The 22,558-nt window shown below is 45.9% G+C and carries 16 protein-coding genes and 1 tRNA gene; 8 read left to right on the top strand and 9 right to left on the bottom strand.

Translation table 11 applies throughout. The annotated features are described in order from the left end of the window. Positions 1-252: 252 nt before the first annotated feature. Positions 253-1,596, top strand: a complete 1,344-nt coding sequence (locus SP90_RS11555) for a Na+/H+ antiporter NhaC family protein (protein WP_066856260.1) — start codon at positions 253-255, stop codon at positions 1,594-1,596. Between the two features lie 163 nt (positions 1,597-1,759). Further along, on the top strand, positions 1,760-2,773 hold the full coding sequence (locus SP90_RS11550; protein WP_157471265.1) for a M23 family metallopeptidase: 1,014 nt from the start codon (positions 1,760-1,762) through the stop codon (positions 2,771-2,773). 256 nt (positions 2,774-3,029) lie between these two features. Here SP90_RS11550 and SP90_RS11545 read toward each other — a convergent pair whose 3' ends face one another. Further along, positions 3,030-3,287, bottom strand: a complete 258-nt coding sequence (locus SP90_RS11545) for a hypothetical protein (RefSeq protein WP_066856254.1) — start codon at positions 3,285-3,287, stop codon at positions 3,030-3,032. A gap of 452 nt (positions 3,288-3,739) precedes the next feature. Between SP90_RS11545 and SP90_RS11540 the strand changes: the two genes are divergently transcribed. Continuing rightward, the gene (locus SP90_RS11540) at positions 3,740-4,063 is read left to right on the top strand and encodes a hypothetical protein (protein ID WP_066856248.1); all 324 of its coding nucleotides are present in this window, start codon (positions 3,740-3,742) and stop codon (positions 4,061-4,063) included. Between the two features lie 151 nt (positions 4,064-4,214). Here the strand turns inward: SP90_RS11540 and SP90_RS11535 are convergent, their stop codons facing one another. Continuing rightward, entirely contained in the window at positions 4,215-6,632 is a 2,418-nt protein-coding gene (locus tag SP90_RS11535; RefSeq protein WP_066856244.1) for a methyl-accepting chemotaxis protein, read from the bottom strand. Positions 6,633-6,993: 361 nt separating this feature from the next. Further along, entirely contained in the window at positions 6,994-7,560 is a 567-nt protein-coding gene (locus tag SP90_RS11530) for a flavodoxin family protein (protein WP_066856241.1), read from the bottom strand. A gap of 215 nt (positions 7,561-7,775) precedes the next feature. Here SP90_RS11530 and SP90_RS11525 point away from each other — a divergent pair, with 215 nt between their 5' ends. Continuing rightward, on the top strand, positions 7,776-8,390 hold the full coding sequence (locus SP90_RS11525; protein WP_066856238.1) for a LysE family translocator: 615 nt from the start codon (positions 7,776-7,778) through the stop codon (positions 8,388-8,390). Positions 8,391-8,462: 72 nt separating this feature from the next. Here the strand turns inward: SP90_RS11525 and SP90_RS11520 are convergent, their stop codons facing one another. Further along, a complete protein-coding gene (locus SP90_RS11520) occupies positions 8,463-9,188 on the bottom strand; it encodes a helix-turn-helix transcriptional regulator (RefSeq protein WP_066856235.1) in 726 nt (241 codons plus the stop codon). 667 nt (positions 9,189-9,855) lie between these two features. Next, positions 9,856-10,296: a PACE efflux transporter gene (locus SP90_RS11515; protein ID WP_082936417.1), complete on the bottom strand. Its 441-nt coding sequence runs from the start codon at positions 10,294-10,296 to the stop codon at positions 9,856-9,858. Between the two features lie 154 nt (positions 10,297-10,450). Here SP90_RS11515 and SP90_RS11510 point away from each other — a divergent pair, with 154 nt between their 5' ends. Next, the gene (locus tag SP90_RS11510; RefSeq protein WP_066856232.1) at positions 10,451-11,347 is read left to right on the top strand and encodes a LysR family transcriptional regulator; all 897 of its coding nucleotides are present in this window, start codon (positions 10,451-10,453) and stop codon (positions 11,345-11,347) included. Positions 11,348-11,387: 40 nt separating this feature from the next. On the opposite strand, the gene SP90_RS11505 is transcribed toward SP90_RS11510, so the two are convergent. The 3 genes from SP90_RS11505 to SP90_RS11495 all read right to left on the bottom strand — a co-directional run bounded on the left by SP90_RS11505 (position 11,388) and on the right by SP90_RS11495 (position 16,083). After that, positions 11,388-11,463 (bottom strand) — tRNA-Thr (locus SP90_RS11505). Between the two features lie 139 nt (positions 11,464-11,602). Beyond that, positions 11,603-14,824: an efflux RND transporter permease subunit gene (locus SP90_RS11500; RefSeq protein WP_082936416.1), complete on the bottom strand. Its 3,222-nt coding sequence runs from the start codon at positions 14,822-14,824 to the stop codon at positions 11,603-11,605. A gap of 2 nt (positions 14,825-14,826) precedes the next feature. Then, positions 14,827-16,083 carry an efflux RND transporter periplasmic adaptor subunit gene (locus SP90_RS11495; protein ID WP_066856228.1) on the bottom strand — a complete coding sequence of 419 codons (1,257 nt, stop codon included), beginning with the start codon at positions 16,081-16,083 and terminating at the stop codon, positions 14,827-14,829. A 357-nt stretch (positions 16,084-16,440) separates the two neighbouring features. Here SP90_RS11495 and SP90_RS11490 point away from each other — a divergent pair, with 357 nt between their 5' ends. From SP90_RS11490 to SP90_RS11480, 3 genes are read left to right on the top strand one after another with little or no spacing between them, the layout of a single operon-like run. Beyond that, positions 16,441-18,030, top strand: coding sequence for an ArnT family glycosyltransferase (locus SP90_RS11490; protein ID WP_066856225.1), 1,590 nt, complete (start codon positions 16,441-16,443; stop codon positions 18,028-18,030). Then, positions 18,030-18,572: a hypothetical protein gene (locus SP90_RS11485; RefSeq protein WP_066856222.1), complete on the top strand. Its 543-nt coding sequence runs from the start codon at positions 18,030-18,032 to the stop codon at positions 18,570-18,572. The genes SP90_RS11490 and SP90_RS11485 overlap by 1 nt, the downstream gene beginning before the upstream one ends. 26 nt (positions 18,573-18,598) lie before the next feature. Further along, positions 18,599-21,025, top strand: a complete 2,427-nt coding sequence (locus SP90_RS11480) for a penicillin-binding protein 1A (RefSeq protein ID WP_066856219.1) — start codon at positions 18,599-18,601, stop codon at positions 21,023-21,025. Positions 21,026-21,135: 110 nt separating this feature from the next. Here SP90_RS11480 and SP90_RS11475 read toward each other — a convergent pair whose 3' ends face one another. Next, positions 21,136-22,512 carry an ATP-grasp domain-containing protein gene (locus tag SP90_RS11475; RefSeq protein WP_066856216.1) on the bottom strand — a complete coding sequence of 459 codons (1,377 nt, stop codon included), beginning with the start codon at positions 22,510-22,512 and terminating at the stop codon, positions 21,136-21,138. Positions 22,513-22,558 lie beyond the last annotated feature (46 nt).

Genomic DNA, 22,558 nt, shown 5'->3' with positions numbered 1-22,558 from the left:
ATAAGCAGAAAAAATAATTTTACTATATCTAAATTAAGTGGATTAATTTTAAATTTAAATAGTTATGATGTGAAAAATGGTATTTTTAACAATTATGTAAGTGGACAGGCTGCAAAACTCTGTCTAAGACAACCTCATCACATATCACAGTGTTGCCACAAAAATTGAGTGGTAACACAATTTACCATTATTTATTGTAGAAATTACACGATGTTAGATTGATAACTTGCTGTAGTTATGAGGAAAAAAGAGATGAGTTTGTTAGACAAGACGCACACCGCAGAGGCTCAGCAGGGCAATGGTATTGCTTTGCTCCCCCTTGTAATTTTTCTGGTGCTTTTTATCGGCACAGGCTCTGTTCTGATGATGTCTGGTGTTTCCATGGCGTTCTACCAGCTTTCAGCAACAGTAGCTGTGATTCCGGGAATCATGGTTGCGTTGTGGATGGGTAGAGAATCATTTGAAGAAAAAATCACTATTTTCCTTAAAGGTGCCGGTGACGTTAACATCATGACCATGTGTGTTATCTACTTGCTTGCCGGTGGATTTGCTGCTGTTGCAAAGGCAGTGGGTGGTGTTGATGCTACTGTAAATATGGGGCTCTCCTTAGTTCCTGCGTCTCTCGTGCTGCCGGGGCTGTTTGTGATTGCTGCTTTTGTAGCAACCGCAATGGGTACATCCATGGGAACCATTGCAGCCATCGGCCCAATTGCTGCCGGTGTTTCTGCTCATTCTGATATGTCCATTGCGTTGCTCATGGGCGCAGTTGTCGGTGGCGCGATGTTCGGTGACAACCTTTCCATGATTTCAGATACAACCATTGCAGCAACCCGTACTCAGGGCTGTGATATGCGCGACAAGTTCCGTATGAACCTGCTTATTGCGTTGCCTGCCGCGCTGGTTACAATCATTCTGTATGCTATTTCCGGTTCTTCAGGTGCAGTAGCTGATGCTGGTTCATGGCAGTTCATTAAGGTGCTTCCATACCTTGCTATCCTTGGTCTGGCTGTAGCCGGAGTAAACGTATTTATCGTACTGACAACAGGTATTATCCTTGCCGGTGCTGTCGGCTTGGGAACCATTGCTGACTACTCCCTGCTCACATTCAGCAAAGATATTTACAACGGCTTTGTGGGCATGCACGAGATTCTCGTCCTGTCCATTCTTGTTGGTGGTCTTGGTGAACTTATTCGCCATAATGGCGGCCTTACATGGCTTGTCCGTAAGATTGGTGAAATTGCGAAACGTTTCAGTAAGACCGAAGAAAGCAAAAAAGCTGGAGAGTTCAGTATTGCTGCACTGGCTGCACTTGCTGACGGATGTATTGCGAACAACACTGTTGCGATTATCCTTTCCGGCGGTATGGCAAAAGAAATTGCTGAGCGTAGCGGCATTTCCGCTAAGCGCAGCGCAAGCTTGCTGGATATTTTTTCCTGCGTGGTGCAAGGACTTGTTCCATACGCAGCGCAGGTGCTTCTGGCTGGGTCACTTGCAAAGGTCTCTCCGGTAGATGTAGCTGTAAGCAACTGGTACTGCCTGATTTTGGCTGTTACCGGTGCAGCGGCAATTTACTTTGGTAAGCCGTCAGAAAAATAGACTACATAGCTAGGTATACAATTCTCAGGGCGCTCTGTTGCAACAGAGCGCCCTTTATTTTTTGTATAATTTTTAGTGAGGTGTGCTGACTGAGGCAAATATCATCTCAGAATATACACAAAATACGTACTGTTTTCATGTTCCTGTAATTGTTGAGGTGTTCATGAAAATAGTTTGTATATTCGTGGGTATTGTTTTTGGTCTATGTGCGTTTTGTACTGAAGTCTGCGGAATTACCTTTGTGCCGCCTCTTGCAGTTCCACAGAGCGGTTACTGTTTTATTCAGAACTATGTGGACATAAGCCCTGAGCAAGGCGGGCAGGATTATGCGACTGGCTCCAGAAGCTTTCAAAAGCATAAGGGGACAGATTTTCGTATCTCCTATGCAGCTATGCTTGAAGGAGTAGAGGTTCTTGCAGCCGCAGATGGCAAGGTCTTGCGTACTCGGGACGGCATGGCGGATAGGTACTGGCAAGCCTCATCCGGTGATCTGAAGGGTGTGGAGTGTGGAAACGGTGTTCTGATCGACCACGGAGACGGATGGCATACTCAGTACTGCCATATGAAGGAAGGGTCAGTTCGTGTGCATGAAGGAGACATCGTTGCTGCAGGCAGTGTGCTAGGGGAGGTTGGTCTTTCGGGAAAGACCCAGTTTGCGCATGTACATTTTCAGGTGAGCAAGGATGGCCAGATAGTATGTCCTTTTTTGGGGACAACATACCAGCATATTGAGGATGAATCAGCTGGAGAAGGGGAGTTTGTTTTGCAGGACAGGGCTTCACTGTGGGAGGATGAATCCAGTGCTGTTCTGCAATATACAAGTCCACGGTTGTTGGTAACCAGTTTTTCCAACATGTTGCCTGAGTCCATAAACGATGTGCTCTGTGCTTCTGGGGTAACTGAAGTGACAGCGAACGACGAGGAGCCTGTTATTTTTTCGGTGGTGACTGCCATGCTGAAAAAGGGAGACAGGCTTGTTATAGCGTTGAGAACTTTGAGCGGTGAAAATTTGGCGGAAAGGAACGTAACTGTCACTTCGTATACTGCTCAGCGATACGATTATGTGGGGCGATTAGATTCTGTAGAATTTGTAGAAGAGACGCTTGAAGGTATTGTAGAATTGTGGCGGGGAGACACCCGAATTTTTATGTATAAATCAGCTGTTTTTGTACGCTGACGAATTGGTCGATTTTTCCTGAACGCCTCTTTTTGAGAGGCTTTTTTTGCCTTCCGTTTTTGGTTAATCATTGAGCGTATTCGCCTCTCGTTGTTTTATTGAGTTGTCTGAAAATGGACAAATGAGACACCAAAAGCAGGCAGCAGAGCTGCCTTCTGACTTTCGGAGGGTATATGAAAAAGATGACAGTAGCAGCTGGTTGTATTTTTGCGGTAGCCTTTATGCTTTGCATTACTTGGGCTCAGCCTGCAGCCAGTCAAATGAGAATGGGGACAATGATGTCAGCATGTAATCCATGCGTAACACCGCCACCTTGTCCGCCAATGAAGAAAATTGTAATTCGTAAGGTTTGTCCTTCTCCGTGCATGAGACCATGTCCATCTGCACGACCACTTGTCAGGGTTGTAACTGAGCCAGTTCCAGTTCCTCCTTGCCCAACCATGAAGCCGGCTTGTCCTACCATGAAACCTGCTTGTCCGGCTCCGGCACCGGTTTGTGCTCCTAACCCATGCATGAAGTATCCTTGTGCACGTGGTATGATGATGGGAGAAATGAGGACATTCCGTCTTTACTAAGTAGTTATTAAACGTATCTGAATATAGAAGGCGCTTTGTAATGCAACAAAGCGCCTTCTTTTATTGTCTCAATATCATTGAGAAAGTGTGTGATGATTGCTGCAACAGTTTCTTTATGTAGAGGAATAAAAAAATAACAATAAAAGATTTTGGTATTTCATACGGTTTTTTGAGTGAAAAAGAAAACCACAGAAATTACATTGAGCCTGTGATGTTCTTTGTTACAATGGAATCCGAAACTGTATTGCAGTGGAAGCAGTGGTGCGAACAGGTATTGCATCACAGTGTGATACATAGAGAAATAGAATGTCGATAAGGTTGTACATTGTATTTAGGTAAGTAATACCATTGAGTACAGTTGCTGTGTTGGGATTGAACAGAGGAGGCTGAAATGCGACAAGAGACTATTATTGCTATCGTGTTTGTTATCGCAGCACTCATTTTTTCAGCAGTTACCTATAGTTTTGCTCACCGGAGTATGGTTATTGATAGCACCTCTGCAACGATAATCACCATTCCGGGGGGAGGGCATGTAGCACCTGTCAGCAGCACCTTTGGGACGTATCACAGAGGAATGTTGCCTCAGGGAGCGTACCTGCCTCCTGAACGTATCCATGTTCTCTACACAGGACCACCAAGAATGAGAGTAACGTCGTACGGTTATGCGTACCACAGGCCGGGACGGATATATTCAGTGCATTTTATGCACAGATAATACCGGCTGTGTCCGAACCCTGCAATTTGTTAGCGGCTAGTGGCTAATTTAGGTCGCGCAGGGTGTTAACATACAGGAAGCCCCGCATGCGTAGTGCGGGGCTTCTCTATTTGACTGCTATTGCAGTGCGGGGGAGAGTTGGTAGACAGCGTTATTGTCTGGAAAGTGTATCCAGACGTTGCGCCAGCTGTGAGAGATCCTTTACGTTCTGAGCAGACTCTTGCATTTCTGTCGTCACGCTTCCAACAAGGATGTTAATGTCTTCCATTGTTTTAGTCATATGCTCGGAAGTCGAGGACTGTTCTTCCGCAGCGGTGGCAATGGTTCCAATCTGGCTGGCGGCATCATTCGCAAGACCTACGATTTCGGAAAGGGCGTTACCTGATTCGTTTGCGAGTGAAGTAGCAGTGTCTACCAGTTTCATAGTCTCTTGAGTTGTCTGAATAGATGTAGTTGCATGACCCTGAATAGCTGCAATGGCGTTGTTCACTTCCTGAGTTGCCTTCATGGTGTTCTCAGCAAGTTTACGAACTTCGTCTGCAACCACGGCAAATCCTCTGCCAGCTTCCCCTGCGCGTGCAGCTTCAATAGCTGCGTTCAATGCAAGCAGGTTTGTCTGGTCGGCGATATCTGAAATTACACCGAGTACGGCACCGATTTCATCGGCCTGTGCTCCGAGCTGGGTCATAGCGCTATTCATTGTGTCAGCGTGTTTGTGCAGGCTGGTTATTGAGTTGATCGCGTTGGACACGATATCAGCACCTTCCTGAGCACGGACACGGGTTGCTTCTGATTGTTGAGCAGCCTGTGAAGCACTTTGCGCAACTTCGATAACTGCCACGTTCATTTGTTCCATTGCAGTGGAGGTTTCGCGGATTCGCATCTGCTGTGTGTCCACTGCGCTGGTAACTTCAGAGAATTTGGATTCAAGGGAGGTCACAGAGTCCAGCAGTTCATGTGCTGCGTCTTTAGTGCCTTCATGTACGCCTTCAATGCGGGAGAGCTGCTCGTTAACCGCACGCTCGGAGATAACAAGGTCGGTTACGTTACGGGCAACTTCAATGTAGCCTGCACGGTTTCCTTCAGCATCGTACAGGACGTCAGCAACAGGCTGGATGTATACCGGGCCTTCAGGACCCTCGATACAGATAATATCTGCAACAACACGTTTCTGTGTTTGCTTCACCTGCTCGATAGGGCATTCCTTGGTGTTGCAGACTTCAGTATTGAATACGTCGTGGCAGCGCAGGCACATCAGGCCATTACGATCGGCTGTGGATGCTTCTTCGACTGCTTTGTTAGCAATGAGGAGGTTAAAGTCTTCATCAACAGCAAAGATCGGGTCAGGAACCGTGTTCAGGACGTTTTTAAAGCCTTCCATCTCGTTGAGCATGGTTGTGAGGCGTTCCATGAGGTTGTTGAACCAGATGGTGAGGTCGCCCACTTCATCTTTCTGGTTAACGGTAATACGTTCTTTAAGGTCTGCCTTATTCTCTGCAAGTAGCTGGATAGTTCTTGTAATGCTGCCAAGTGGAGCCGTAATATATTTTTTAAGAACTACGATCATCCCGAGAACAGGAAGAAGCATAATTGCAAAAAGTACTGCCAGAAGAGATGTATTTGCTTTGTTGGCAAGACTCAGTGCTTTTGAGGAGTCAATGGCGCCGATGAATGTTCCGATGTGCTGCCCGCGGTAGTCGAGCACAGGCGCACCGATAAGTGTGTAGGTGCCAAGACGCTCGTACGCTCTGCCCTGTGAGGCTTTTTGAAGAAATTCCTGTGATACTTTTCCGACAAACGGCTTATTGCTTTCTGTCGGGTTAACAAGAACAGTGTCGTATACCAGCGGGTATTTAGTCGAATTATTAAGACGAGTAGTGATGTTCAGATATTTTTGATCCATGAACAGCATCATAGGGATATTTTTTTGCTTTGCGATATTGAAAACAGAAGCAAAGTTTTTGAGCACTTCAGCAGAGCCAATAGTTTTTCCGTTTTCATCTTTGACTGGTACGAGTCCGCGCATAACAAAACCGCCGCGTCCCAGTTCGATACCACGAACAGGGGCACCGCTTCCGTTTACATCCAGTACTGTCTGGCGGAATGAAGAAATATCATCCGAGATATCAATCCACTTTCCGTTTACCTTTGTCTGCTTTTTTCGCCACAGTCGGACGAGACTGCGTCCGTTTGGCAGGTGGAAGTGGAGTTTGAGTTTTTGACCGGTGTTAGCTTTATAGCTTTTCAACTGCGGAGCAAGCGCCTTACGCAGCATGTTACGTGCCTGAGCAGATTCGCTTGACTTCGGGTCATCAATGTTTCCTGAATGCGCAAGTTTATAGGCTTTTTTAATATCCGGTGAGTTAGCAAACAGTGCTGCTGTTTCTTGCGCAGAGGCACTGACATGTTCAATGTTTTTCTCAATGGCAACGAATGTATCGTTGATGATGTAATCAAGGTTATGCTGTTGGATTGCTGTAAAGCTGTTACTGATAAAAATGTAACTGATAATACCGAGTATCGGTACCAGTATCATTTGTGGTAGTGATAATTTCCAAAACAGTTTCATTGCATAACCTCCATCACAGTCGTCCCTGTTGTATGTTTTTTGTGCACTTTTTGCCGCTGTATAATACAATGTGATGTGCCGTTTGCATTGGCGCGGGGCGTCGTATCTTGAGCGAGTGAAGTGTAATAGGATAATCGTAGTACGATGTGAAAAATATTTTGTATTGTGAATTTGCTAACAAGTTAACGTATTAGATCGACACATATTGCGGTAACTTGAGGTAAAAGTAAAAAAATGTTGTGAAAATAGTCACATTTTGTTTTCGACTTTTGCATATCGTACTGAATTGCTATGTAGAATAAAAAAGTGCCTCTAGTTTTTGGCTAGAGGCACTTTTTTTACAAAATATAATACTGAAATGTTACGCGACAAGATTTTTTGCAAATGTCATTGCACGTTCTTTTGCGTCAGCAGGGCGCTTGTTATCGATAGTGCACCTTTCAATAAAGAGTTCGCCACAGTTTGTAGTTTTGTAGAAAACTTGCAGTTTATTAAAGGCAAAAGTTAATCCTTCTGCATTGTTATTAAATTCACTTCCACCAGTCAGCAATACACCTTGGCGTTTTCCTTCAAGTAAGGAAGCATGGTTTGGTTTTTTGTAATTGGTAACGAGGCTCCAGCTGCGATCCATGAGTGCTTTTACCGGTGCTGCATAGCCCCAGAAGTAAGTAGGAGATGCAAAAACAGTGATGTCAGCATCAATCATTTTTTGCAAAATCTCTTCTGCATCATCACGTTGAATACAGTTGATGGATGTCTCGGATTCCTTGCAGTTAGCACATCCGAGGCATGGTTTGATATTTTTGCTGACTAAGTTGATTTGTTCAACTTCGTGTCCCATGATACGCAGTTCTTCTTCTGCCCATTGTAAGGCTGTAGCTGTGTTTCCTGTTGGTCTGCCACTTCCAAGTAATGTGAGGATTTTCATTGTTTATTCCTGTAAAAAGTCATCTTGATGATAAGTAATTATATGGGATTATTCGTTATCAATCATTTGGTCGAACCAGTGTATTTCGCATTAAGACTACTGACAATTCCAAATTGTCATTTGCAATATTTTATCTCAATACATAGAGCATACTCTACCTGTATGCGTTGTTTGGTGTGCAGAATCTACCAAGCTGATGAGTTATCGGAGAAAGTATGTCGTTTAGTGTATGGATGTCGTTAGTTGTAATTTGCATTCTCGGTGCAATGTCGCCGGGGCCAAGTCTTGTTGTTGTGGCAAAAAACTGTCTTGGCGGTAATTGGAAAAATGGAGTTGTTACAGCATGGGCACATGCGCTGGGTGTCGGAATGTATGCGTTAGCTTCTGTTCTGGGACTGGCAATTGTTCTGCAACATAATCCATTTATATTTAAGATTATTGCCTACCTTGGGGCAGGGTATCTTTTCTGGATTGGATTCAATGCTGTCCAGTCTAAGGGAGGAGTTGTCGCAAAACTATCAGCGGGTAAACAGAGTACACTTTTTGAGTCAGCGCGTGACGGAGCCATGATTTCAATGCTTAATCCGAAGCTTGCTCTGTTTTTTCTGGCGTTATTCAGCCAATTTGTTGTTGCAAGCAACGCCTCAGAAAGTAGAGCTGTAGTGGTTGCCACCCCCGTTTTGATAGACGGCTTGTGGTATACCGCTGTCAGCTTCATGCTCACACGTCCGGCAGTACTTGATGCCATTAAAGATCGCGCTGTTCTCGTGGACAGGTTGACAGGTATCGTACTTATGGCTTTGGCTGTTCGCGTGATTTACACAATGTAGCCCCATACCAATAAGAAGAGTGAAAAAGCCTGGGTGGTTCATCCAGGCTTTTTTTGCGTCGAAAGTTTGTGGCTAGGCAATGCTGATCAGCCCGTCTGTGAGCGCCTTTGCAACAGCTTGAATACGGGTGTTCGCCTTTAGCCGTTCTTTCGCAGAGTCAATATGCATTTTTACTGTGTGATGACTGATACCAAGTTTTTCCGCAATCTGGTGTGAAGTCAGTCCACGCGCAAGCATTGTCAGACACTCTTGCTGGCGTGGTGTAAGAGAATTTGTATGTGTTTTTTTGACTGTTAATGAGTACATCCGTTCATGCACAGTACATGTTACTAGAAGTAACTCTAAAATATGAGTGGTTGGAATGTTATTTAATTCTGTTACTGTTTCAGGGAAGCACAGGTTAAACCCGCCTATACGCTTATTGTTATGGAAAGAAGGCATTGTGATACCGCTTCCATAATTAAATTTCAGCGTTGTTAATTTGATAATTTTCTTTGCTTCATTACAAAGTAATGGGTTGCTTTTGTCTTTATCATACCCAAAAAGCAGTGGGCCATGACCTGTTAATGCATGTTGTGCAAGATGGTCATGTTTTATGAAATTTTTTTCAATGTAGTAGTCAAACCACCAGTCAGGTGTTGTAGAGATAAACGTTAAATTGTCATTTGTGTTTCCAAACCAGGTATGGACTTGGATAACCCCCTTGGAGTGAGCATACTCAACAAATATATCCCATAACTGTTCGGATGAGTGTGATGTCACAATATGTTCTAAAATACTTTGCAGTTGATCATCCATCTCAGTCTCCCATTGCTGGATATGAAAGGCTGCACACCTACCTTTTTAGGGAGGTGCTAAAAGCAATATTATGATGTATAGGAAAGTGCACTATAACATCTTGAAGTTTTAGTGCTTCTGCTACATCTCTAAGGTATACTGCTTTTTAATCAGGTATCTGCATTGGCAGAAAACTTAGTATTTTAGATCCATTTATGTATGTGTGTCAGTATGGCCGTACGGCTTGTTGCTCCAGCATCAGTTTGTATTCTGCTGTACGCTTCTCAATGCTATGCTTTAAGTATTGTCCCCTGTTAGACCATTTTGTAGATTGTGGCGTTAGATATCTACTTAATGATTTAGGCACGTTACGTACATGTAGGGAAAGTGGATCGACGGGGGGCTGCTGTGTCTTCAGCAGCTCCCTTTGTCGTGTAAAGAGCACGCGCTAGCAATTAGATAAGAAACAGAAAAAGACCGGACAAGGACATTGTTCGGTCTTTCTTTTATCAGCAGAAAAAAGTTAAACCTTCTTTAAGAAGCAGGTTTTACGAATGTAGCTGTTTGGGTAGACAGTATCCATAAAATCCTCATTGTTTATACCGCAGACTAGTGCCTGTCAGTATTTTTCAGTAATGGGATTATGGCAGATGTAGCAAGCAAAGGAAAGTCGTTTAGAGGCAACTAATTACGAGATTTCCTTTACAGGTGGAGGGAATACTCTGTCGTAAAGCAGGTTGAAGGCGAAGGCATAAACAGGGACAAGTACGACAAAACTGATATCAACCATGAACGCTTCTATAAATGTATAGTTGAGCATGAACATAACAGCCGGAATAGTCACTGTAAGCAATGTGAGTTCAAATAATACAGAATGGATAATTCGCAGAGGCTTATTTCGCGGGTACAACGGCACGCCAAGCCGGATAAGTACATGGTCAAATATGATATTGTAGCAAAAGTTCCATGTGGCACCCGTCATGCTGAGAAAGATACTCATGAGGCCAACATCTTTCGCTGGTTTGCCAAGTGCATATGTCATGAGGGGGACACAAATTGTCAATAATAACAGCTCGAATAAAACGGTATGTCGCAACCGATCTTTGGTTGTGCGCATTTCTGAGTTCATAGAATCTTACCTGAAATAAAATTTTTAGCCGTAACGGAGTAGCTTTTGACGGCTGGTGTTCTTTGATCCATTAATATATCTTGATGCGATGTGTTTCTAGTCAGGTACTATCCGATAATCGGATAGATCGAGGTTGACTCAGACAGGGGGATATATGCAGTTTTCAATTGATCAGCTGGAAGCATTTGTAGCTGCCGTGGAACACGGTTCATTTTCAGCAGCCGCACGCTACCTGGGAAAGGCACAGAGCAGGATTAGTACTGCGGTTGCAAATTTGGAAATTGATCTGGGAGTTTCCCTTTTCGATCGTTCAGGAAAATATCCGGCGTTAACGGAAGAGGGTGAACGCATTTTAAGTGCAGCAAGAACGGCGCTCTACCAGTGCAGAGTTGTTAGTAATGTTGCAGAGCAGATTATTGCAAAGCCACAGATGAAAATTCGATTGGCTGTGGAAGAGGTTGTGCCAGTAGAATTGATTGCAAAAGTACTTGCAGCGTTTGCTCAGGAATTTCCATACGTGCAGGCAGAGGTGCTTTGGGCGGCTATTGGAGAAGTCACAGAATTTATTCAGAAAGGACGGGTTGATCTTGGGGTTGCAGTTTCGACCTCAAGTTTCATGGATGCAGAATGTTCGTGGGAGCAGTTGGGGCGTGAAGTTTTTTGGCCCATGGCTGGATCCAGACATCCCTTAGCTGAGCTTTCCGTGGTGACAGGGGATGATTTGTGGAAGTATACACAGCTTGTGACAGCAAGCCGTGGCGGAGTGCGGGAGCCTGCTGCTGGTGTTATGAGTGACAAAATCTGGTTTTGTGATGACAGCAGAATGCTTGGAGAGCTGGTACGGCAGGGCGTCGGCTGGGCATGGCTAGCAGAGTCGCAGACAAAGCGGGTGCGAGACCGGGGGGAGATTGTGCCTTTGCCTGTCACGCTGTTATCCGAAGGGCAGAGTAGCTCTTACTATTTGCTGTGGCAAAAAGATTTTCCTCTTCGGCCTGCTGAAAAATGGTTTGCCGAACAGCTTCAACGTGTATTTGCAGAAGCAAGAGAATAAAAAAGAGGACAGCTTACAAAGTAAACTGTCCTCTAAAATATGGAGCTCTTGAGCAGGATTGAACTGCTGACCTCATCCTTACCAAGGATGCGCTCTGCCGACTGAGCTACAAGAGCTTCTATAAACGACCTTAGCTGTGTCCAAGGCCATATAGTGCTGTATCGTGAGCGTGAGTGACGCGCTGCGAAAAGGGTGTTTATATGGAACACCTGTAGCCGTCAACAAAAAAAAGGAATTTTGCTCAAAAAGATATAATCAGCTCCCATTTTCAGGAGCAGAGTCTGGTTGTTTCGACGTTTCGAGCGAGGTTTCAGTGTCTGCTGATTCTGTTGCAGAGTCCGGTGGTGTCGGTCTGCTGTTCCCCCCAGTTTTTCTGGCGAAAAATTCAAGCCATTTTTGGAGGTAGAAATAGAATCCCGGAACAAGCAACGGTGCAAAAATGGTTGCCGTAAGCATTCCGCACATAACAGCAATGCCCAGAGAATGGCGGCTTGCAGAGCCCGGCCCCGTGGCAACAACAAGAGGCGAAACGCCAAGCACAAAAGAGAATGCTGTCATGAGTACTGCACGGAACCGTATTTTTGCTGCAGTAATCGCAGCATCACGGGCACTTTTTCCTTCTTTATATAGATCCATTGAGAATTCTACAATGAGGATGGACGTTTTTGCTGCCATGCCAATGAGTAAAATTACCCCGACCTGTGCATAAATATTATTGTTTAACTGAAATATCGGTGCCCAGTAATGTGTTCCGCCAATAGCACCAAAAATAGCCAGTGGAACTGCCCCCACAATGGCAATGGGCATTATCCAGCTTTCGTATTGAGCAACCAGAAAAAGGTACACAAAGGTAAAAGAGAGCAGGAAGATTAGTGGTGCAAGGTTACCGGCTTCGATTTCCTGCAAAGACAGAGCTGTCCATTCGAATGTATAACCTGGCGGTAGTTTTTCGGAAAGGCGTTCCATGGTTCCAATGGCATCGCCGGAGCTGTAGCCGGGCGCTGCGTTACCGTTAATGGCTACAGTACTATACAGGTTATAGTGGAACACCTGTGCTGGCCCCAGAATAGGGGTGATAGTGGCAACGGAAGTGATGGGAACCATGTCTCCTTTACCGTTTCGTACATAGAATAATCTGAAGTCTTCCGGATTTGCTCGATATTTCGCATCTGCCTGAATATTTACCTGATAAATTTGTCCTTGCCGGACAAAGTCGTTCACATACAGTGAGCCGAATTGCGCCTGAAGTGTGGCGTAAATATCCCCGAGTGATATGCCGAGAACCATTGCTTTGTTTCTGTCTACCTCAAGGAAATATTGCGGAACATCAGTGCGGAATGTTGTAAAAGCAAACTGGATGGAAGGATCCATAGTTGCTTCGCGGGCAAGGCCGTACGCAACTTTGGCGATAGCTTCCGGCGGACGGCTTAATGTATCCTGCAACTGGTAAGCAAACCCGTTAGTTGTACCAATTCCCGGAATGGCAGGCATCTCAAAAGGCCGCAGAGCTGCATCAGGGAACAGGCGGTAATGCATGTTTGCTTCCGCCATAATTTGACGCAGGTTTCTTCCATCCGGTCGCTTATCCCAATCTGTGAGCATGGCAATCACCATGCCGGTGTTGGACAGGTTGCCGGAAAGAAAGCTGTTGCCACCGACTGTGATAACACGTTCAACACCGGGAACCTCTTTGGTAATGTTCGTGACTTCCTGCAGGACTCGCATGGTTCTGTTCAGCGATGCGGCTTCCGGCAATTGCACATCTACAAAAAAGAAGCCCTGATCTTCGTTAGGAATAAATCCTGTAGGAGTTTTTTGATAGAGATATCCGGTTGATCCAAAGATTATGAGGATTGCGGCAGCGACCAGAAATCCTCGACGCAAAATGGTTGTAACAATCGCACCATATTTTTTAGTGGACCATTTGATTGCTTTGTCGATAGGGCGCAGAAATCGTATGGGTTCTATATGTCCTTCTTTAAGAAGCAGTGAGCATAAGGCAGGGCTGAGGGTAAGTGCGTTAACGGACGAAATGAGAACAGAAACGGAAATGGTGACCGCAAATTGCCTGTATAATCCGCCAGTAATCCCCGGCATGAACATGACCGGTACAAATACTGCCAGTAGCACCAACGTGGTTGCAATGACCGGACTGGTCACTTCGGACATGGCTCTTCGTGCTGCTTCACGGGGCGGTAGTTTCGTCTCGGTAATGTGGCGTTCTACGTTTTCAATAACGACAATGGCATCATCGACAACAACCCCGATGGCGAGAACCAGTCCGAACAGCGAGATAGTATTGATTGAATAGCCCAGTGCCTGCATGACCGCAAAGGTGCCGATGAGTGATACCGGAATGGCAACCGTAGGAATAAAGGTAGCACGCACATTTTGCAGAAAAAGGAATACGACAAGAATAACAAGTCCCACTGCTTGCAGCAGAGTGATAACGACTTCATCGATAGAGCGCTTAATGAAGACAGTTGTGTCATACGGAATGAGGTATTCAACACCCCTAGGAAACTGTTTGGAGAGTATCTCCATTTGTTTGTAGACATTTTGGGCAATGTCCAGTGCGTTGCCGTCTGTGTTCTGGTAGACAACCACAAATGATTGCGGCTTGTTATCCAGTTTTGCCGAGGAGTCGTATGACTGTTCACCAAGCTCTGCCCGACCAATATCCTTAACGCGCACAATGGCTCCGTTGGGGGAGGTGCGCAAAATGATGTTGTTGAATTCTTCAACAGTAATGAGGCGTCCTTGAGCCTGAACGGTGTAACGGAACTGCTGCTGAGGAACGTTCGGGCCTCCGCCTATGCTGCCTGCGGCAACAATAATGTTCTGCTGCTGCAAGGCGTCCTGAACATCAGACGTGGTCATTCTGTACGATTCCATGAGCTTAGGATCAAGCCAGATGCGCATGGAATACGGTGAACCGAATATTTGAACGTTGGAAACCCCTTTGATTCGCTTCAACGGGTCAACAACAAATTGTTTGGCGTAGTTGTTTAAATATAAGGAACTGTAGCTGTTGTCCGGCGATATCAGACTGACTCCGAGCAACATGGTTGTTGATTCTTTATTTACCTTTACCCCGAGTCGTCTGACCTGTTCAGGGAGGTTTGGTTCTGCCTGTGAAACGCGGTTTTGTACGTTAACCTGAGCAATATCAGGGTCGGCATTTGGAAGAAAGGTAATGGAGGTTTTGGCCGTACCCGTGGTGTCGGCAGAAGACGAAATGTAGATCATGTCATCAACACCGTTAATATTGTCTTCAAGCGGTTTGATAACAGTACGTTCGAGGATTTCAGGACTTGCGCCCGGATATGTTGCAGTAACTGTAACAATCGGTGGTGTGATGTCCGGATACTGAGCAACAGGAAGTGTAAGTAACGCCAGTGACCCCACCAGCGTGATAACAATGGATATGACGATGGCGAACTTAGGCCTGTCGATAAAGAAATGGCTTATCGTCATGCCTAGCTCCCGCTACCGGAAGAGGTTGAAGAAGGCTTTTTAACTGGAGTTTTTTTAGGGGGTGTAGCGCCTGATTTTTTGGTACCGGAGGCGTTGTTTCCATTTACAGGGCGTTTGATGATAACGCCGGTTTTAGGATCTACTGTAACAATATTGGGTTTAACCTGTTTTCCTAGTTCAACTTTTTGCAGTCCTTCAACAATAACGTGTTCGCCGGCCTTCAGACCGTCGATAACAACCCACATGGCGTCAAGCCGTGCTCCGAGTTGTACTTTACGGGAAACTGCAACATTGTTTTTGTCCACCACGACCACGGTATAACCGGACTGGTTTTGTTGGACACTTGCCTGTGGTACAAGCGGCATAACTTTTTTTTCTGCATCCTGCACAATAACAGTTGTATACATCCCTGAAAGTAATAGGTTGTCAGGGTTCGGGAATACGCAGCGCAGATCGATTGTACCTGTATCTTTATCAATAAACGGCTGAGCAAAATCCAGTGTTCCGTTAAGGGGGTAGTCTATCCCGTTTGGAAGAACTAGCGAGTACTTGAGACTTGGAGTTTTATTGTAACCCCATTTTTGCCGGTATGTGACAACATCTTTCTCATCTATTGTAAAATACACATAGATAGGGTCGATTGAATAGATTGTAGCAAGTGTGCCGCTAGCTGGTGAGATAAGGTTGCCTACAGAATAGATTGTCTTACCAATACGGCCGGCAAAAGGCGCAGAAATTGTTGTATATCCGAGGTTAATGGCGGCAGAATACGCTTGAGCTTTGGCGGCATCAACCTCTGCTGCTGCTTGTCGTTCTGTGCTCGTGTAGGCATCCAGTTCTGATTTACTGATGTTTTTGCCAGCATACAATTGAGCGCCGCGTTGCAGGTTTTGTTTGGCTTCAATAAGTGCTGCCTGTGCTTTTTCCACATTGGCTTTTGCCAGCATCAAGTCAGCCTGAAACGGCTTGGGATCAATTTTAAAGAGAACTTGATCTTTCTTAACAATGTCCCCTTCAATGAAATCTTTTTCTATCAGAAAGCCTTCAACGCGAGATTGAATTTGAACAATATCCTTGGAGTCCACGCGCCCGACAGCTGTCCATGTGTTGGCAACGGGCTTTTGAGGCACTGAAACCACATCCACGTCCGGTATAACGCCTTGTTGCTGGTTGCCGTTACCTGAACAGGCGGCGAGTATGAACGCACATACGATGCATGCAGTAAAAAAAAGTACTTTTTGGTGGTAACGCTCCGCCATACAGCCTCCAGATGGTGTCTCACGGGAATCTTCAGGATATGGGGTTGCAAACAGATACAGTGTAAAAATGGTATACAGTGTAGCATGTTACCACGTTTTTCCTTGTATAGCTAAGAGAGATGCTGCATTGGCGGGTGAGCCTTATTAAAAAAAATTTACAGCTTTGCGCGTCGAGCAAATTTATCAGTAAGGCAATAGGTTATAGAAAAATTACCGGAGTTGACAATTAGCCATAACTGGTATGAATTAGGGAGCCTTTACCGTATAAGGATTATACTACGCGTTTTTTTGTGCTTGCAGCAAACATGACAAGTATGACCACGCGTAATCATTGTATATTGTTTAGAGAGGTCTATTTTGAATAACACGGCTATCTGGCAGCGTCATCCATATTTGATCGCAGCCTCGATTATTATCTGTACAACTCTTGTCCGTATCGCTTTTTTATGGACCAATCAGCTTGATCTTGTATACGACGAAGCCCAGTATTGGGATTGGACGCGTCATATGCAGTTCTCTTACTATTCTAAAGGGCCTCTAATTGCCTGGACTATTAAGTTCTGGACATCCATTTTTGGAAATACACAGTTTGGTGTGCGTATTGGCGCAGTATTCAACTCATTGTTAACCCAGTCTATTTTGCTTTATGGTATGGGGCACTTGATGAAGCGTCCGGTAGCAGCATTATGGGCTGTTATTTTAGCTAATACCATTCCACTGTTCCTTGCGTCCGGCATTTTGATGACTACGGACAGCCCACTGCTGGTATGCTGGGTAACTGCGCTGTTTGCGTTATATGCAGCAAGCATTAATCCGGAACGTAAGCTGCCGTACATTGTACTGGCTGCCTCAATGGCGCTGGGTATTCTTGCAAAATATATGATGCTCGCCATGCTAGGCGTTGTCTTTTTCTACTGTATCGGCTTGTGGCGCAGAAAGATGCTCAGCAAAGTCTTTGTTAAGCGTATCTGCATGGCTATGGCTGTTGGTACCTTCTTCGGTTTTATGCCTATTCTTATCTGGAATATGCAGAACGACTGGGTCGGTTTCCGCCATGTTGCCAAGCTTGCCGGAGTAAACAAGTCTGCCACAGCTAAACCATTTTTCCGCATTGATCGTTTCCCTGAGTACTTTGGTTCGCAGGTTGGATTGCTGACCCCTTGGTGGTTTGCATTCCTCATCTTTGGTGGATGGACAGCCCTCAAGCAGGGATGGACGAAAAAAGGTGCTGAAGAACTCGGCAATGATGATGAAGTACGTCAGGCATTATTGCTCAGCGTCGGATTTTGGATGCTTTGGGGCTTTTTTATTTTCTGGAGCTTCCATACCCGCATTTACCCGAACTGGTCTGCAATGAGTTATGCCGCCGGTATCATGCTGGCTGCTCTTGCTGCTGAAAAAGGGCACGTGTGGGGTAAAACAGCGCTGGTAATCCGTAGTAAGCGAATTCCACTTCGTAAGACAGGTGTTATTATCGGCATTGTGCTGTTCCTTATCATGCACTCAATGGGACAGTTACCGTTCCGTTCTCGTTCTATTAACCCTGCAATGCGGTTAATGGGGTGGAGTGACATGTCTGAAAAACTTCAGGAACTTACCGCTGAAATGCCGAATCCTGATAAAGTATTTTATTTTTCTGACCGCTACGGTGTGACTGCCAACCTTGCATTCTATGCCCCGGGTCAGCCACAGGCATACTGTGTGGACTGGGGACGTCGTAAGACCCAGTATGACTTATGGGAAACCCCTGAAGCCAAAAAAGGGTGGGACGCTATTTTTGTCCGTCATAAGCCGGTTGATCTGGAACGCCTCAAGACACTGTTTGAATCTGTTGAGGTAATGGAGTATCAGACGACACATACGAACGGGTATGGGCCGAAATATTATATAGCCATTGCAAAAAATTATAACGGAAATTGGCCTAAGCCAGAGAATGGTAGTTACTAATGTGTTCATTTTCTTCCAATAAAGTTGATCCTTCTGTTTGTGAACGTTGTGCGGAAAAAAATAAAACCTGTTGTCATGCAGATCCGCAAAATGTTGAATTCTGTTTTCCTCTTGCTGATTCAGAATGGGAGAAAATTAAGGTAGCTGCGCCTGATGTCGATGGTGCAAATGTGCTTCCTAACACACCAGAATTTATCAAGACACTAAAACGACTTTTCCCGCATGATATAAACAAAATCGATACACAATTCCCTGCAAACGAGACTCACAGGGTTCTGCAATCCAACGAAAAGGGATATTGTGTGTATCTGACAGAGCAGGGGTGCCAGCTTCCAAGGGAAGCTCGCCCGTGGTTCTGCCTGGTGTACCCGTTTTGGGTACGCGGCAAGGAACTGACTATGTTCACGGCACAAGGCTGTCTTGTTTGTCGTGAGACTGACACTGTAGAAGAATCGCTGGAACTGCTGGGGATGGATGAATCCCGTGTTCGGGAGATATTCAGCTCTCTGCGGTCTGCCTGGGGCTTCGATAAAGGCGAATAGCCACCCTGCAAACGAGATTAAACTTTATGAAAAAAATATTGCTGTATACCTGTATCGGCTTTGCGTTAGTAGCGGCTGTAGGTACTTTGGCTGCTTCCGGTTTGTACTGGTGGGCTTCCAAAGATTTACCAAGCTTTACCCGCATCAACGACTATCAGCCGCCGTTGGTAACAACTGTATATGCTCGTGATGGCCAAGTATTGGGTCATTTTTATCGTGAAAAGCGCTTCCTTGTTTCTCACGAAGAAATGCCGGATCTTATTAAGCGCGCGTTTCTTGCCGCTGAAGATGACAGCTTCTACGAGCATGACGGGGTTGACCCTAAAGCGATTTTCCGCGCATTCATTAAGAATATGCGTGCCGGTTCAATCAGACAGGGCGGCTCTACCATTACACAGCAGATTATTAAACGCCTGCTCCTTTCCTCAGAAAAAAGTTATGAGCGTAAGCTCAAAGAAGCTATTCTCGCTTTCCGTCTTGAACGCTACCTGACGAAAGACGAGATTCTTACTATTTACTTAAACGAAATTTACCTTGGTGCAGGTGCCTACGGTGTAGAAGCTGCAGCCCGTACCTACTTTGGTAAACATGTTAATGAACTGACTGTAGCTGAGGCTGCTATTCTTGCAGGTCTTCCGCAGGCTCCTTCCAAATACAACCCGCTTCGTGCTCCGGGATCTGCTAAAGCCCGCCAGCGCTACGTATTGGGTCGTATGCTTGAGCTTGGCTGGATTACACAGGAACAGTATGACACCGCAATTACAGCTCCGCTTGTGTACAAAAGTATGGAAGACCCGAGCTGGAAACGTGGCGCATGGTATTTGGAAGAAGTGCGTAGAAAGCTCATTTCATACTTGAGTGAAGAAAATATGCGCAAGCTTGGCATTGAGTTGCCACGCTACGGCGAAGATGCTGTGTATGAAGCTGGTTTGAAAGTCTATACCGCTATCGATATGGACTATCAGGATGCAGCTGAAGAATCATTACGTGCTGGTTTGGAAGCCTCTTCCAAACGCCGTGGCTGGCAGGGACCTATTCAGTCTATTGAGACTGAGATGGTTGACGATTTCCTGCAACAGCAGGAAGTAGTACCAGCGCTCCTTACAGATAAAAAATGGATTCAGGTTCTGGTCACCAAAGTAGAAAAGTCTGGTGCAGATGTACGCTTTGGTGAGATGAAAGGACGCATTCCGGTCAAGACAATGCACTGGTGTCGTAAACCGAACCCGAGAGTTGCCACAGACCACGTGCCAGCAATGAAAGATGCACGTAAGGTTCTCAAAGTTGGTGATGTCGTATGGGCGTCTATTGAAGTACCGGAGCGACTGAAAGAAACTTGGGAACCGGAATTACTGACCGCAGAAGACGTGTTGCCGCTTGCGTTGCAGCAACATCCGAATGTTCAGGGTGCAGTAGTCTCTATGGATCCGCGCTCCGGTGACGTGCTTGCGTTGGTAGGTGGCTATTCCTTTACAGAAAGCCAATTTAACCGCGCAACTCAGGCAAAACGCCAGCCGGGTTCTGCATTTAAACCTATTGTGTACTCCACAGCAATGGATAACGGATATACTCCGGCTTCCATCGTTCTGGATGCACCGATTGTATATACTGACCAGTCCACATCCAAAGTATGGCGTCCTGAAAACTTCTCAGGTGTATTCTATGGACCTACATTGCTGCGTACTGCACTGGTAAAATCCAGAAACCTTTGTACCATCCGCGTTGCGAAAGCGCTTGGTATCCCTAAGGTTGTTGAGCGTGCAAAAGCAATGGGACTTGAAGGGCCGTTCCCGTATGACCTTTCTGTTTCTCTCGGGTCTGTGGCGGTTTCGCCGATTAACCTGACTGAAGCATACACTACCTTTGCCAATGGCGGGCAGTGGGTGAAAGGACGACTTATCCGCTCTGTAAAAGATGCATGGGGTGACGATCTTATTTCCATCGAAACCCAGCGTACACAGGGTATGGATCCTGAAACATCCTACATCATGTCCACTTTGCTGAAAGAGGTTGTACAGGATGGTACAGGTTGGCGTCTTAAAGTACTGAAGCGTCCTATCGGTGGTAAAACCGGTACAACAAACGACGAAAAAGATGCGTGGTTTGTGGGCGTGACACCGTACCTTGTGACCACCGCATACGTGGGTTTTGACCAGCTAACCCCAATGGGTAAGTGGGAAACTGGTTCCCGTGCGGCGTCTCCTGTGGTGCGTGACTATCTTCTTCAAGTGCTTGATGATTATCCGAAAGAGGATTTTGAGATGCCTGCCGGAGTTATTCAGGTTCGCATTGATGCCGGCTCCGGTCGCATCGCCAGTGCCTACAGCGGTAAGAGTTACTTCCTGCCGTTTAAAGAAGGCACACAGCCGACCATCATGCAGGGACAGCGTCTGACTCGCGAACAACGGGATCCTGTTGAGAGCGGGGAAGATCTGTTGAAGCAGATGTTCTAGCAAATACACATAAAAGCTGGTGAGACTTTGTCTTACCAGCTTTTTTATGATGTTCGAAAAGAGTATTGTATACAGCCCCGCTCTCAGATGGAGAGCGGGGCTGTGTGTTGTTATTTGAGTATGCGTTTTGGGCGCTCCTTAAGGAGACCTAATGGCTGTACCTTAATTGTCTGGAAGAAGGATTCAGCAATAAAGCGTCCTGTTTCATTCAGTGAGCCGTTAGGGTTCAGTAGCGGTTCATCCCATTGAAGGGTGCTGATAGGGCTGCCTGGAGCAATGGCAACCTTCGGGTCAGGAGTCTGTGAAACAGCAAACGGCAACTGGTCATACGCCTGCTCATCACGCTGTACTGTAACCAGATGTGGAAAGACGTTGTGGAAGATCATCTGCCCCACTTGCGGTTGATGCGTTACCAGTTCGCGCAAAGGAATTTGCGGTGGTGGAGGAAGCCCCAGAAATGCTGCCATGTGCGTCATGTATATATCAGGTCTGTCCAACTCGGTGTCGATAGAGGCACATAGCTTGGAAGAGCCAAGAAAGCGTGGATTTGCTTCAATAAAGTACAGGTGCTCGTCATGAAGCAGGGCATTCACACCGAAAGCACCCATGAATCCTTTGGATGCAAACCATTGCCCTACATCTCGAACCATCCCTTCAAGCTGGTTGAGTGTGTTAACCGGCAGATCACGGATGATACCGAAGTCATTTCCTGAGTATCCTGCGTTTATCGGTGTAAGTTCCGGTACGCCTATGCACTGCAAGCTTAACGGATGCAGGGCAACTCGCCCGTCTGCAAAAACAGAGGCTGAGATGGAGAGAGAGGATGCGCCTGAGTAGTAGTTGGAATACGCAATGATGGTTGCATCGTGCTGCTGGAGCCATTGCCATGCACTCTCAAAAGATTCCCTCGAATCAATGCGGACAAGTCCTGATCCAGCAGAAGCCGCATTAACGCGCATCATAATGGGCTCTTCTATGGCTGCACGGTAGATTTCCTGCTTGGAGGATTCAATAACCTCCAGATATTTCCATGGAATGACGTGCATTCCGGTTTCTTCAAGTGCTGTTTCTACCCATGTTTTATTGCAAAACGGTTGATGGAACTCTGAAAAAAGTCCCAACAGTTTTGTATGCCTGTGGTTTAGAAAATAAGCAGTGTCGATAATCGGCATGGGTTTGTAAGGGATAAGACAGCTAGGTTCTTCAAGCTCTTTCATTAAGATACGGCGCAACTCTTTACTGCCTTCAGACTCATCAGTTGCGGCATCATATGTATAGGGATTGACCCTGTGGTTCATCATTTCTTCGTAGCTGTGCTCGGTAATGTGGTCGTGCTTTGCAGGACTGCCGTAGCATATAGAAACGACGGGGTTCTTGAAGTCGGTAAGCGGGACCGCATCGCACCCTCTACTCCCGACCCACACGATCTTACGATCTTTGATCTTTCCATAGATATGCTTTCGGTATGTTGTACGTTCTGTTGGCATAACTACCTCAGCTCCGGAGTTGGGGTTTATGGACGGGCGTTGGTGC

Source organism: Halodesulfovibrio spirochaetisodalis, assembly GCF_001672295.1.
GTDB lineage: Bacteria > Desulfobacterota > Desulfovibrionia > Desulfovibrionales > Desulfovibrionaceae > Halodesulfovibrio > Halodesulfovibrio spirochaetisodalis.
The sequence above is the reverse complement of the archived record's forward strand: the minus strand, read 5'-3'. Positions and strand labels throughout refer to the sequence as shown.